The sequence below is a fragment of the Lysinibacillus xylanilyticus genome (assembly GCF_001708185.1).
GTDB classification, from domain to species: Bacteria; Bacillota; Bacilli; order Bacillales_A; family Planococcaceae; genus Lysinibacillus; species Lysinibacillus xylanilyticus_A.
Genome location: NZ_MDDN01000001.1, coordinates 540,425 through 554,772, shown reverse-complemented (window position 1 = coordinate 554,772; position 14,348 = coordinate 540,425). Strand labels below are relative to the sequence as shown.

At 38.0% G+C, this 14,348-nt stretch carries 11 protein-coding genes; all 11 read left to right on the top strand.

Annotation, left to right across the window (positions count from 1 at the left end):
- Positions 1 to 6: 6 nt before the first annotated feature.
- The 11 genes from ribF (at position 7) to BFJ97_RS02710 (ending at position 14,152) form a co-directional block, all read left to right on the top strand.
- A complete protein-coding gene (gene ribF, locus BFJ97_RS02765) occupies positions 7 to 969 on the top strand; it encodes a riboflavin biosynthesis protein RibF (RefSeq protein WP_068983114.1) in 963 nt (320 codons plus the stop codon).
- Between the two features lie 193 nt (positions 970 to 1,162).
- A complete protein-coding gene (rpsO, locus tag BFJ97_RS02760) occupies positions 1,163 to 1,432 on the top strand; it encodes a 30S ribosomal protein S15 (protein WP_068983113.1) in 270 nt (89 codons plus the stop codon).
- Between the two features lie 301 nt (positions 1,433 to 1,733).
- Positions 1,734 to 3,848 (top strand): polyribonucleotide nucleotidyltransferase, encoded by a 2,115-nt coding sequence (pnp, locus tag BFJ97_RS02755; RefSeq protein ID WP_068983112.1) that lies wholly within the window; start codon positions 1,734 to 1,736, stop codon positions 3,846 to 3,848.
- Positions 3,849 to 3,920: 72 nt separating this feature from the next.
- Complete coding sequence (locus BFJ97_RS02750) at positions 3,921 to 5,144, top strand: M16 family metallopeptidase (protein WP_068983111.1); 1,224 nt, start codon at positions 3,921 to 3,923, stop codon at positions 5,142 to 5,144.
- Positions 5,145 to 5,732: 588 nt separating this feature from the next.
- Positions 5,733 to 5,996, top strand: coding sequence for a sporulation protein, YlmC/YmxH family (locus BFJ97_RS02740; protein ID WP_053594254.1), 264 nt, complete (start codon positions 5,733 to 5,735; stop codon positions 5,994 to 5,996).
- Positions 5,997 to 6,005: 9 nt separating this feature from the next.
- Positions 6,006 to 6,785 carry a dipicolinate synthase gene (locus BFJ97_RS02735; protein WP_068983109.1) on the top strand — a complete coding sequence of 260 codons (780 nt, stop codon included), beginning with the start codon at positions 6,006 to 6,008 and terminating at the stop codon, positions 6,783 to 6,785.
- Entirely contained in the window at positions 6,779 to 7,369 is a 591-nt protein-coding gene (locus BFJ97_RS02730) for a dipicolinate synthase subunit B (RefSeq protein WP_068983108.1), read from the top strand. Before BFJ97_RS02735 ends, BFJ97_RS02730 begins: the two co-directional genes overlap by 7 nt.
- Before the next feature lie 82 nt (positions 7,370 to 7,451).
- Complete coding sequence (locus BFJ97_RS02725; protein WP_068983107.1) at positions 7,452 to 8,489, top strand: aspartate-semialdehyde dehydrogenase; 1,038 nt, start codon at positions 7,452 to 7,454, stop codon at positions 8,487 to 8,489.
- Positions 8,490 to 8,502: 13 nt separating this feature from the next.
- Complete coding sequence (dapA, locus tag BFJ97_RS02720) at positions 8,503 to 9,420, top strand: 4-hydroxy-tetrahydrodipicolinate synthase (protein ID WP_068983106.1); 918 nt, start codon at positions 8,503 to 8,505, stop codon at positions 9,418 to 9,420.
- Between the two features lie 486 nt (positions 9,421 to 9,906).
- On the top strand, positions 9,907 to 11,574 hold the full coding sequence (locus tag BFJ97_RS02715) for a ribonuclease J (RefSeq protein ID WP_068983105.1): 1,668 nt from the start codon (positions 9,907 to 9,909) through the stop codon (positions 11,572 to 11,574).
- A gap of 283 nt (positions 11,575 to 11,857) precedes the next feature.
- A complete protein-coding gene (locus BFJ97_RS02710) occupies positions 11,858 to 14,152 on the top strand; it encodes an FtsK/SpoIIIE family DNA translocase (RefSeq protein ID WP_068983104.1) in 2,295 nt (764 codons plus the stop codon).
- Positions 14,153 to 14,348 lie beyond the last annotated feature (196 nt).

Genomic DNA, 14,348 nt, shown 5'->3' with positions numbered 1-14,348 from the left:
TTTTGTATGGAGGTCATTCATTTAAAATACCCACATCAACTACAGCAACGAGAAAGCATGCAGCCCTATTCATTGGCACTTGGCTTTTTTGATGGTGTACATAGAGGGCATCAGGCAGTTATTAAAGCAGCGAAGGAAGAAGGAGACAAGCGTCAAATTCCAACAGCTGTTATGACATTCGATCCACATCCTTCTGTAGTGTTAGGCGGACGTAACGAAAAGGTTTTTTATATTACGTTACTACAGCAGAAATTACAGCTTTTTGAAGAACAAGGTGTAGATACAGTATTTGTTGTACATTTCACATCTGATTTTGCAAAGCTCTCACCTGTTGCATTTATTGATACATTTATTCGTGAGTTGAACATCCAACATGTTACAGCTGGCTTTGATTATTCTTTTGGTGCTTTTGGTAAAGGCACAATGGAAGATATGCGTACATTGAGTAATGGCGATTATGGTGTGACGGTTGTTGACAAGAAAACCGACAACATCGAAAAAATTAGCTCTACACGTATCCGTAAGCTTTTGCAAGAGGGAGATATGGAAGAAGCAAGATTGCTTTTAGGACGACCATTTGAAATTACGGGTATCGTTGTCCATGGTGATAAGCGAGGACGTACAATAGGTTTCCCAACTGCAAATGTTCAAGCATTAGAGGGTACTTATATTCCAGCAAGCGGTGTGTATGCGGTTCGTTTACGTGTACAAAATAACTGGTATGATGGTGTATGTAATGTAGGCTATAAACCAACATTTAAAGATCCAAACGACAAGCAATTGTCCATCGAAGTCCATATATTAAACTTCGAAAAAAATATCTACGGTGAAGAAGTGCATGTCGCTTGGTATAAACGTATAAGAAGTGAACGAAAATTCGATGGTATTGAAGCATTAAAAGCACAAATCGAAAAAGATAAACAGGAAGCAATTGAATATTTTAACGTGTTTCAACAACAATCTAAATGAAGTAGTGCCAAATTCAGTTAGTTATTAAATCTGCTTTAGCATATGAATAGGCTTACGTTAATGCTTGCTTGACCTTTTGATTTATGGTAACATTCATAAGTGCATAATATGCTTAACCTTAGCTCGGTATATCGATAACTCCAACGTGTACTGTGCTAATGGGGATTAACAATTATTTAGGAGGTCCATACAAATGGCTATTTCAAAACAACGTAAAAACGAAATTATTGCTGAGTTCCGTACTCACGAAAGTGATACTGGTTCTCCAGAAGTACAAGTTGCAGTATTAACAGAGGAAATTAACGCTCTAAATGCTCACTTACGTACACACAAAAAAGATTTCCACTCTGAGCGTGGTCTTCTTAAAATGGTAGGTCGTCGCCGTCACTTATTAAAATATCTTCGTGAAACTGACGTACAACGTTACCGTGAACTAATCACTCGTTTAGGCTTACGTCGCTAATTGTCAATCGAAAAGCGGGATTAATCCCGCTTTTTCTTTATGTTTATAAACAATGAGAAGATGACAAGCTTTGAAAACAAGCGTATATGGCGTGAATCTTAATAGTTTCTCTATTAAATCAAGTTAAAAAACACTGTTTCAATAAAATACAGAAATAAATCCTAAATAAATTGGCAATAACTGAATTTAAATGTATGATTATTTCATGAAATATTTAGCATAGAACAAGCATTTTTGGTACACTTACTATTAGTACATACAGACGAAGTAAGTGTTTTTATAATAGAGAGGGGTTCATTGAATGAACGAAAAGAAAGTCTATTCCTATGAATGGGCTGGCCGTCCACTTGTAATTGAAGTTGGACAGTTAGCGAAACAAGCAAATGGGGCCGTATTAGTACGCTATGGTGATACATCTGTACTTTCAACAGCAACAATGTCAAAATCACCGAAACCACTTGATTTCTTCCCATTAACAGTAAACTACGAAGAACGTTTATATGCAGCAGGTAAAATTCCTGGAGGCTTTATTAAGCGTGAAGGACGTCCATCTGAAAAAGCAATACTAGCAAGCCGTTTAATTGACCGTCCAATTCGCCCGATGTTCCCAGACGGTTTCCGTAATGAAGTACAAGTGATTTCAATGGTTATGTCTAACGATTCGGATTGCACGTCTGAAATGGCTGCAATGCTTGGTTCATCATTAGCGTTAGCTATCTCGGATATTCCATTCGACGGACCGATTGCAGGTGTACAAGTTGGATATATTGACGGTAAATTTATTGTGAACCCAACAGTGGAACAATCTAATCAATCAACAGTCCATTTATCTGTAGCAGGTAACAAGGATGCTATCAACATGGTTGAAGCAGGTGCACTAGAAGTACCAGAAGAAGTGATGCTAGAAGCCATTATGTTCGGTCATGAGGAAATCAAAAAAATTATTGCTTTCCAAGAGCAAATTGTTGCAGAAGTAGGGAAAGAAAAATTACCGGTAACATTATTTGAAATTGATGAAGCGATTCAAGCAGATATAAAAGCAGCTTGTGAGACTGACATGCATGATGCCATTCAAACTGCAGAAAAACATGCACGTGATGAGGCTATTCAAGCGGTAAAAGACCGTATTATTGCTTCTTATGAAGAGCAAGAAGCGGATGAAGTAACAATGAAGCAAGTTTATACAATTCTAGATAAAATGGTTAAAGACGAAGTACGTCGTCAAATCACAGAAGATAAGGTTCGTCCAGATGGTCGTAAGTTAGACGAAATTCGTCCACTTTCTTCTGAAACAGGCTTATTACAACGTACTCACGGTTCAGCATTATTTACGCGTGGACAAACACAAGCACTTTCTATTTGTACATTAGGTGCACTTGGTGATGTACAAATTATCGACGGTTTAGGTGTGGAAGAATCAAAACGCTTTATGCATCACTATAACTTCCCGCAATTCTCTGTAGGGGAAACTGGACCAATTCGTGGACCAGGTCGTCGTGAAATCGGTCATGGTGCACTAGGAGAACGTGCTCTTGATGCGGTTATTCCAGACGAATCTGTATTCCCATATACAATCCGTTGTGTATCAGAAGTACTTGAGTCAAACGGTTCTACATCGCAAGCTTCTATCTGTGCTTCAACGTTAGCGATGATGGATGCTGGTGTTCCATTAAAAGCACCTGTAGCAGGTATTGCAATGGGTCTTATTAAAAAAGGCGAACATTACTCTATTTTAACTGATATTCAAGGTATGGAAGACCACCTTGGAGATATGGACTTTAAAGTTGCTGGTACAGCTAAAGGTGTAACAGCACTTCAAATGGACATTAAAATTGATGGTTTATCACGCAATATTTTAGAAGAAGCATTAACACAAGCTAAAATTGGCCGTATGCACATTTTAGAATCAATGATTGCTACTCTTGCACAACCACGTGAAAAATTATCTGCATTTGCACCGAAAATTGTAATCGTGAAAATTAATCCTGATAAAATTCGCGATGTCATCGGACCTGGTGGTAAACAAATTAACAAAATTATTGAAGAAACTGGCGTAAAAATTGATACAGAGCAAGATGGTACAATTTACATCTCTTCTGCAGATGAAGAAATGAACGCTCGTGCAAAACAAATTATCGAAGATATCGTACGTGAAGCAAAAGTTGGCGAGTATTACTTATCAACAGTTAAACGTATTGAAAAATTCGGTGCGTTCTGTGAAATATTCGCAGGTAAAGATGGCTTACTTCACATCTCTGAAATTCAAGAAGAACGTACAAAACAAGTTGAAGATGTATTGAAACTTGGCGATCAATTACTTGTAAAAGTTATTGAAATAGACAAGCAAGGTCGTGTGAATTTATCTCGTAAAGTAGTTATACAAGAGGAAAAAGAACGCGCTGAGCAAGATAAATAATAAATTGTAGAAAAGGCTGCGTATAATGCGTAGCCTTTTTTAAATCAAGCAATGTTTATGGGGGGAGATTTTTTGGTACAAGTACATACATGTCAGAATGGTGTGCGTATTGTCTCTGAGCAAATCGATCATGTAAGGTCTGTTGCGCTGGGTATTTTTGTTAATGCGGGATCTCGTTATGAGCTTCCTGAGGAAAATGGCATTACACATTTTATAGAACATATGCTTTTTAAAGGGACTAAAACTAGAACAGCTCGTCAAATTGCTGAAGAATTTGACCGAATTGGTGGGGAGTTAAATGCCTTTACATCCAAGGAAAACACTTGTTATTATGCAAAGGTTTTAGACCATCATGCTGAGCTTGCAGTCACAATATTAGCAGATATGTTCTTTAATTCTACGTTTGCAGAGGAAGAATTAGAGAAAGAACGACAAGTTGTGCTAGAAGAAATATTAATGAGTGAAGATGCACCTGATGACGATGTCCATGAAAAACTATGGGAAGTTATGTATCCAAACGATGCACTCGGTCGTCCAATTCTAGGAACTGCGGCTACTTTACAAACATTTACAGCAGATAAGATACGTAACTATATGGCTAAACATTATGGTCCAGAATCAGTTGTTATTTCAATAGCGGGAAATATTTCTGCAAAGCTTATGCAAACAATTGAAGACTTATTTGGCCAATATCAGCCATCTTCATTTGCGGTTGAGCCTGTGCTTTCGAATCCCGATTTTTATCCAGGAGAGATTTCAAAAACTCGCGATACGGAGCAAGCGCATTTGGCCATTTCTTATCCAGCAATTGGTGTAAAGGATCCAGATATGTATAGCTTTATAGCACTTAATAATATTATTGGTGGTAATATGAGCTCTCGATTGTTCCAAGAAGTACGTGAGGAACGTGGTTTAGCTTATACCATTTTTTCTTACCAATCTTGTTATGCTGATGTTGGAGCATTTACGATTTATGGTAGTACAAGTCGTCAGCAATTATCACAGCTTCAGCATACAATTGATGCGACATTACTTGATATCGTAGCAGGTGGCGTAACAGAGGAAGAACTGGATAATGCGAAAGAGCAACTTAAGGGGAGTTTTGTGCTCGGTCTAGAGGGGACAGGAGCGCGTATGAATCGTAACGGTACAAGTGAATTAGTGCATCGTAAACATCGATCAGTAGACGAAGTATTAGCGTCAATCGATGCAGTCTCAATGGAATCAGTAGATCGTTTAATAGCAAAAATCTTGAAAGCTGAGCCAGCCATTTCAATTATTGGCCCTGAAGCGTAAAAAAGGTTGCCCATTTAGGCAACCTTTTCTCGTTAAGGAAACTATAGATTTTTTTGCTTGTGGATATTCCAAAGGCTCCATTACGCTTCTTATAATAGCGTGTTCTGGTATTATGTTTACTTCCTCATTTCTTCCTTTAAATATGCCTTATTCATAAATCAGTACCATCTTCACTTTCATAATCGGGTCTGGTCCACTTGTTAGTTCATCTAAAAGTGACAGTGCTAATGCAAAGGACAGCTTCATCCTCATCCCTCGAGATAATTCTTTTACCTTTTTCCTCTCTGGAATTTTAAATTGTGCTAATCACTCAAAATAATAGTCTGAATCCCATGTTTTAAATACTTTCTCGTAATTTTGTCGTGTTGCGTCACATTGAGCGTATCAGGTACATGAAAATCGTCAAAAACCACACCGATGTCGTTTTTTATCGATAATTCATGTTCGACAACATCCTTACCAATTAGCAAAATTTCGCCATTTTCTATTTTTAGTAAATCCCGACACCATTTCGTACTTTGGGTAGGGGTCACGAATTGCAAAAACTCGGCATATATTGAGGTAATGGTTCAAGGAGGGAGATGAGGCATGTTACTATCAGAGATGGTAGATAAAGAGTTAATTCAAGTTGAAGGTGGCGTACACTTTGGCATACTGGCACATACGGAATGTCTCCTAGATGTGCAAACAGGAAAGATACATGGCTTTGAAATTGTTAAAGATAAATTGCCATTCCAAAAAAAGAAAGTGAAAGTTAGTGAAATGATCCCTTGGCATGAAATTATACTAATTGGTGAAGATCGGATTTTATTTAACAAAACAACGACGGTACAGTCAGAATTTTTACAGTGAGGTGAGTTTTTGAAAAACGAAAAATGGCTAGTTATCGGTGAAGATCTAAGATTAAAGGAATTAGCTACAATGCTAAGAAGCCCATCGAGAACAGTATTTTATAAAAGAACGTCAGTTTGGAATGAGGAGTTAAATAAGCTTGTATTAGAATTCCAACCGAATAGAATTATTCTGCCTATTCTTCCACTAAAAATTGAAGTAGAGCAACTATATGGCATATCACAAGTTAAATTTTATACAGGGCGTTTGACGATGCATTGGAAGCATTTACTTGAGAAAAATGAAACAAATTGCTATTTGCAGCAAGAATCTTTTATTTGGCAAAATGCAAGATTAACAGCGGAGGGATTTATCGCCACGTTTTACGGTCTCGAGCAGAAATGTATTTACGGACAAAACTTTACTATCGCAGGGTTTGGGCGCACCGCCAAAATGCTCGCATCTTTACTCGTCAAGATGGGCGCTAATGTCCATATTGTAGCGCGTTCGGTTGTACAAGTGAGTGAAGCGAAAGCATATGGTTATAGAGCTACGAATTTAGATGATCGCAAGTGGTCAATTAGTGATGGGATTTTTATAAATACAATTCCAGCTAAGTGGATTACTGAATCATTCCAAGAGCATGTCCCGACTGTGTTATATGATTTGGCTTCGGAGCCTGGATGTTTAGATATAGACGCTGATCAACTACAAACGTACGTGCTATTGCCGTCATTACCCGGGAAATACTTTGCACATGATGCGGCTACAATACTGTGCAAGGCAATAGAGGAGGAAGAAAATTGTTAACGGGGAAACGAATTGGTTTAGGTATTACAGCCTCGCACTGTACGTATGAGGATGTAGTACCTAAAATTCAAAACTTTATAGATGTAGGGGCAACAGTTATCCCAATCATTACGCACTCCGTTTTACATGCAGCGACGCGTTTTGGTACTGGGGAAGAGTGGATCGCAAAAATAGAAGAATTGACTGGTGAAAAGGTTATTTCTTCTATTAAAGAGGCAGAACCATTCGGACCATCTAATCCACTTGATGCGATGGTTATAGCACCAATGACAGGTAATAGTATTAGTAAATTTGCTAATGCAGCAACAGATAGCCCGGTGTTAATGGCTGCTAAGGCAACGTTGCGTAATGGTTCGCCTGTTATTCTAGGTATTTCAACAAATGATGCTCTTGGCTTAAATGGCTTGAATATTATGAAACTGCTAAATACCAAAAACATTTACTTTATTCCATTTGGGCAGGACTCACCACATTCAAAACCCAATTCTTTGATTGCTGATTTTGAACAAATGGTTGGCACTGTTCACGAAGCGATTACTGAGAAAAAGCAATTACAACCCCTGTTGATACAATATTTAAAATAATTCATGAATTACACACAATTTTCAGTATTTTTATGATACAATAGCACACATTATGTAACTTGTACTCAAGGAGAGATGATAGATGACAAAGCAGTTAACAGTTGCAGTAGTTGGGGCAACAGGAGCAGTAGGAACAAAAATGATGGAGCAACTAATTAAACGTAATTTTCCAATCGGAGATATTAAGTTTTTAGCTTCTGCTCGTTCAGCAGGAAAACCGATCGAGTTTAATGGTAAGACCTATACAATAGAAGAAGCGACACCTGAAGCTTTTGAGGGCGTGAATGTCGCTTTATTCTCAGCTGGTGGTTCGGTCTCAGCTGTGCTTGCACCAGAAGCGGCAAAACGCGGTGCAGTAGTGATCGATAATACGAGCCATTTCCGCATGGATCCAGAGGTGCCACTAGTTGTACCTGAAGTAAATCGAGGTGATCTTGCTAAGCATAAAGGAATTATTGCGAATCCAAACTGCTCTACCATTCAAATGATGGCAGCACTTGAACCTATTCGTAATGCATTTGGCTTAACAAAAATTATCGTATCGACATACCAAGCAGTTTCAGGTGCAGGTGTTTCTGCTATACAGGAATTAAAGGCACAAAGTGAAAACTGGGATGCAGGTAAGGATGTAGCAGCAAATATTTTGCCTTCTGGTAGTGACAAACGTCATTATCCAATCGCTCGTAATGTCATTCCGCAAATTGATAAATTTACAGACAATGGCTTTACATATGAAGAAATGAAGATGATTAATGAAACGAAGAAAATCTTGCATGCACCAGAACTTAAAGTAGCTGCAACTTGCGTTCGTGTGCCAGTCGTTTCAGGACATTCTGAATCTGTTTATATTGAGTTAGAAAAAGAAGCAACGGTACAAGAGATTTTTGAAGTATTACGCAGTGCACCAGGTGTGATATTACAAGATGATATTGCAACACAAACTTACCCAATGCCTATCTATGCAGAAGGGGAAGATGCTACTTTTGTAGGACGTATCCGTCAAGATTTAGACAACAACAAAGGATTCCACCTATGGATCGTTTCCGACAATCTATTGAAAGGCGCTGCATTGAACTCAATCCAAATTGCAGAAGCATTGCTTGAGGATAACTTACTATAAGAGGGGTGTAAGGATGAATTTAGGTCGAATTGGTACGGCAATGATTACGCCGTTCAAAGAAGATGGCACGATTAATTATCCAGAACTAGAACGTATTATTAATCATTTGATTGATAATGGTACAGATTGTATTGTTGCATGTGGCACAACCTCTGAGAATCCAACTATGTCCACAGAAGAAAAAATTGAAGTTGTTCGCTTTACAGTAGAGAAAGTAGCAGGTCGTGTACCCGTTATTGCAGGTACAGGGGATAACGAAACTGCTTACTCTATTGCAATGACGCACAAGGCTGAAGAAAATGGTGCAGATGGTATTATGCTTGTAGCACCATATTATAATAAGCCAAATCAACGTGGTATTTTTGCACACTTTGAAACAATTGCTAAGGAAACAAGTTTACCTGTCATGCTGTATAATGTGCCAGGACGCACAGGCGTTAATGTTGACTATGAAACATCCGTTGCTTTAAGTAAAATTCATAATATTGCTTGGATAAAAGAAGCGAGCGGCAATTTAGTTCAAATGGGCGATATTATTGAAAATGTTGATTCAGAAGATAATTTCTTAGTGTATAGTGGGGATGATGGTTTAACACTTCCACTACTAGCAATAGGCGGAGCGGGCATTATTTCAGTGGCTGCCCATGTCGTTGGAAATGATATGCAATTAATGATTAAAGCGTTTGAAGAAGGTAATCACGAGCTAGCAGCCAAAATTCACCGAGCATTACTACCACTTGTACGTGCGCTGTTCGCACAACCAAACCCTTCGCCTGTAAAATATGCGATGACCAAATTAGGCTTTGATACAATCAATGTTCGTCTGCCCATGATGGAAATGACGGATGAAGAAAAAGTAATCTTTGACCAAATTTGGGATACGTATCAAGAAAAGGCAAGAAGTTTTAGAAAAATAAGTAGCTTTAGCTAAATTGTAATTGGGGCTAATTCATATTAGCCCCTTTAGACTTTAGACAAACTTGAAATTTGGGTTTGTCTAAAGTCTTTTTTCTTTTTAGGAATAGAACGTTAAAATCGCTCAAACAACGGCTCAAATCTGTTCGGGTAGGAAGGAACTCTGCCCAGGTAGTGCCAAATTCGCTCATGTAGAAAGGGAGATCTGCTCAAGTAACATTAAACTGTTCAGGTGCTAGTACCATCTAGGCAAAAGCATATGGACATCCTAGCGATGATAAATCCAGCTTACTTTAAGTAGTCTTTGCATTTAAAAGACAAAATTTAGACCCTTCACTACACTATATTCCTACATTCGTTTCCACCTAATGGTAATATAAATTCGCAATTATTTTCTGTTCCCATTACAAAACATGTATTTTTAATTTGTGCAAAAGCTTTGCAAATCGTATAATGAATGTTAAGTGGTTGCTGTTCGGGATATTTTTTAGGAGGAAATAAATTGACAAAAAAGAAAAATGAATTAATTCGCATCATCCCACTTGGTGGCGTGGGCGAAATTGGGAAAGCAATGTACGTAGTAGAAATTGATGAAGAGCTATTTGTAGTCGATAGCGGCTTAATGTTCCCTGAAGACGAAATGTTGGGCATTGATATCGTCATTCCAGATATTGCGTACTTAGAGGAAAATAAAGATCGTGTAAAAGGGATTTTCTTAACGCATGGTCATGAAGATGCAATTGGCTCGATTGCCTACGTGTTACAAAAATTGAAAGCGCCAGTGTACGGGTCAAAATTAACAATTGCACTTGCAAAAGAACATTTAAAGGATTTACCTGCACCACATCAGGTGAAATTCTTTGAGGTTACAAACCGTAGTCGTATGAATTTTAATTCAACGTATGTGACATTCTTCCATACAACACATAGTATTCCCGATTCGTTAGGGGTAGTGTTCCATACATCTGAAGGAGCAATTGTTCATACAGGTGAGTTTAAATTCGATCAATCAGCGACAGGTAAATTTAAGCCTGATTTAGCAAAAATGGCACAGTTAGGGGAAGAGGGCGTATTTATTCTGCTATCTGAGTCGTGTGAAGCTGAACGACCAGGCTATACGACATCTGAGATTGTGATTGAAGAGCAATTATCAAAAACATTCCATTCAGCGCCAGGTCGTATTTTAGTTGCTGTTTATGCATCGAATTTTATTCGTATTCAACAAGTATTTACACAAGCTCAAAAATCGTTCCGTAAAGTAGTCATTGTAGGAAAACCTTTAGAGAAAGCTGTGGATTTAGGTGCACAGCTAGGCTACTTAACGGTAGAGGAAGATACAATCATCCCTATCTCAGAAATGCAAAAGTATCAAGATGATGAGATTATTATTATTGCAACAGGTAATAAAGGGGAGCCACTTGATGCATTAGAAAAAATTGTCCGTAAACATCACCGAGATATTAAAATTAAGAAAGATGATACAGTGTTAATTACTTTTACACCATCTCCAGGTATGGAAGTACAGATGGCTAATACGATGAACTCCATCGCAAAAGCTGGTGCTGAAATTCTGACATCTAGCAAAAATGTACATGTGTCAGGTCATGGTAGCCAAGAGGATTTAAAGTTAATGCTTAACTTAATGCAACCAAAGTACTTTATCCCTGTGCAAGGTGAATACCGCATGCTAATTGCTCACTCTAAGCTTGCTCAACAGCTAGGAATGCAAAAATCACAAATTTTTATCGCTGATAAAGGTGATATTGTAGAGTACAAAAATGGTAAAATGCGAATGAGTGGTCGTGTACAAGCTGGTAATATTTTGATAGACGGTATTGGTGTTGGCGATGTAGGCAACATTGTACTACGTGATCGTAAGTTATTATCACAAGATGGTATTTTCATTGTTGTAGTAACATTAAATCGTGCTCAAAAGAAAATTGCATCTGGTCCAGAAATTTTATCGCGTGGTTTCGTATATGTACGCGAATCAGAGGAATTAATGGTGGAAGCTTCTGATATTGCTAAAAATGTTATTGAAAAATACGTGGGTAAAGATACGTTTGAATGGACAAACATAAAACAAGAAATTCGAGATACACTGAATACGTATTTATTCCAAAAAACAAAGCGCCGCCCAATGATTATCCCAATCATTATGGAATATTAAAAATAACTCATCGTTGAAGCTTTGAGTAAGAAATGAATGAAAAAGGATTTTCTAGCCGAATGTGAACGGTGGAAAATCCTTTTTTTGGCCCGTTACTAAAAGTTTGGGATTGTATTTGTCGCCACAGAAAACATCTGTTGCCCTGACGACAACAGGAAAATACCTAGCCTGAACGGAAATAAACCCCGCTTTATGGTAATGAGCCTTTTTTTTGAAATAATCAAGTTCTACATGTTATTATTCGCTACATATATAGAATGGACTGCAAAAGAAGGTGGAATAGATGGCGACTAGTAAAAAGCGAAAAATCACTAAAGGAAAAGCAACAACAGAAAAAAAAGAAATGCACCCGCTTATGTATGAAATTTTAGGACTCATCTTAATTGCGATAGCGGTTATTATGATTTTTGAATATGGCATGATTGGACGTGTCCTGCAAACAATAGCAATGTTTCTTTTTGGAAATATACATTTTGCTGTGCCATTTATGCTTATATTTGTTGCATTGTTGCTTATGATTGGTCAAAAAAAAGTAAGCATGAAAGATCGTCTAATAGTAGGTATGTTCCTAATCGTTATGAGTTTAACCATTTTTAGTCATGGTATTCTTTTTGAACAATTATCGAAATCGGGTGGTTTATTATCGGATTCTGTTTTGCGAGAGTCTTGGCGAATTTTAATTAATACAGAGGGTGTCATTCATCGAAGTGATGCACTTGGTGGAGGTATGATTGGAGCACTGTTATTTAGTGCGCTACATGTATTATTTGAGGCAACAGGAGCGAAGGTCGTTGCGTGGGTTATTTTCTTTATTGGGTTAATTTTAGTAACAGGAAAGGCGCTTGTTCCATATTTAGCGGACAAAATGCCCGATCTTTTTGGCAAATGGCAAAAGAAACATCGTGAAAAGAAAAAAAATGTGCCAAAGAAACCTAAAAATCGTCGTTCGAAAGTAGAAAGCAAGGATGAAATTGCTGCTGTCAATCAGACACCTGAGATACATGAGGAAGAAGAGGAAGAGGTTTCTCATGAACCAATTATTTCTGCTTTTACTCAAAATGTATCCCATGAACGAGAAGTATTTGCAACTGCTGAAAATGAAGATGTTGAACATGGAGAGATAGTTGATGATGTCCATATTCAAGGGGCAGATGCTGTAGAAAATGCAGATTATCAACTTCCTTCGTATAGTTTATTACAATTACCACCACAACATGACCAAAGTGGTGAATATTCTGTTATTCAAGCAAATGCAAAAAAACTTGAGCAAACTTTGCAAAGCTTTGGTGTAAAGGCCAAAGTAACGCAAGTTCATTTAGGTCCAGCTGTAACGAAATATGAAATACTACCAGACGTGGGCGTGAAAGTAAGTAAAATTGTAAACTTACAGGATGATCTTGCCTTAGCACTTGCCGCGAAGGATATTCGTATGGAGGCACCTATTCCTGGAAAGTCTGCAATCGGCATTGAAGTACCGAATAGTGAGGTAGCCATTGTCACACTGCGTGAAGTGTTAGAATCTAAAGATGGAGCAAAGCCGGAAGCGTTATTGCAAGTTGCATTTGGTCGTGATATTACAGGGCAAGCTGTACTTGCTGAGCTTAATAAAATGCCGCATTTACTTGTTGCAGGTTCAACCGGCAGTGGGAAAAGTGTCTGTATAAATGGTATTATCGTGTCCATACTAATGCGTACGAAACCTCATGAAGTAAAACTCATGATGATTGACCCAAAGATGGTGGAATTAAATGTCTATAACGGAATTCCGCATCTACTGGCACCAGTAGTTACAGATGCACGCAAAGCGTCTCAAGCACTAAAGAAAGTAGTGTCAGAAATGGAACGCCGCTACGATTTATTTTCTCATACAGGTACACGTAATATTGAGGGCTATAATGGCCATGTACAAAAGGTAAATGAGCAAACTGATGAAAAACATCCGAAATTACCTTATATTGTGGTAATTGTAGATGAGTTAGCGGACTTAATGATGGTTGCATCAAGTGATGTAGAGGATTCTATTACACGTTTAGCACAAATGGCACGTGCTGCAGGGATCCATTTAATAATTGCAACTCAACGACCAAGTGTAGATGTCTTGACAGGTGTTATTAAAGCAAATATACCTTCGCGCATTGCCTTTGCGGTATCTTCAGCAATTGATTCAAGAACGATATTAGATATGGGGGGAGCAGAGCGTTTACTCGGTCGAGGAGATATGCTGTTTTTACCTGCGGGTGCATCTAAACCAAAAAGGGTGCAAGGTGCCTTTTTATCAGATCAAGAAGTTGAATCGGTCGTTAATTTTGTTATAGAACAGCAAAAGGCGCAGTATCAGGAAGAGATGATACCGACCGAAGAAGAAACCATTTTAGAGGAAACGGATGAGTTATTTGATGAAGCTGTGCAATTAGTGGTAAGTATGCAGACAGCTTCTGTTTCCATGTTGCAGCGACGCTTCCGTATCGGCTATTCAAGAGCTGCGCGTATTGTTGATCAAATGGAACAACGCGGTATTGTCGGGCCTTCAGAGGGGAGTAAACCTCGTCAAGTGCTCATTCATCAATATGATAATTAATACCAAAATAATGACAAATTAGTGGATAATATTGTATATTTGTCTATTAATTTGAAAAGGTTATGGAGAATGGGTGAATTCTATAACAGATTTTATTTAAAACTGTTTATTTCATTCTGCAAAAATGTTATATTTATGAACGATTAGTAGGAATGTTGTACATCAGATGTCTGATCTCTGATTTTGGTGGTGATAT

What these genes read in the sequence shown, in the direction of transcription:
- ribF (WP_068983114.1), top strand. Translation starts at nt 7, where the DNA reads ATGGAGGTCATTCATTTAAAATACCCACATCAACTACAGCAACGAGAA.
- rpsO (WP_068983113.1), top strand. Translation starts at nt 1,163, where the DNA reads ATGGCTATTTCAAAACAACGTAAAAACGAAATTATTGCTGAGTTCCGT.
- pnp (WP_068983112.1), top strand. Translation starts at nt 1,734, where the DNA reads ATGAACGAAAAGAAAGTCTATTCCTATGAATGGGCTGGCCGTCCACTT.
- BFJ97_RS02740 (WP_053594254.1), top strand. Translation starts at nt 5,733, where the DNA reads ATGTTACTATCAGAGATGGTAGATAAAGAGTTAATTCAAGTTGAAGGT.
- BFJ97_RS02725 (WP_068983107.1), top strand. Translation starts at nt 7,452, where the DNA reads ATGACAAAGCAGTTAACAGTTGCAGTAGTTGGGGCAACAGGAGCAGTA.
- dapA (WP_068983106.1), top strand. Translation starts at nt 8,503, where the DNA reads ATGAATTTAGGTCGAATTGGTACGGCAATGATTACGCCGTTCAAAGAA.
- BFJ97_RS02710 (WP_068983104.1), top strand. Translation starts at nt 11,858, where the DNA reads ATGGCGACTAGTAAAAAGCGAAAAATCACTAAAGGAAAAGCAACAACA.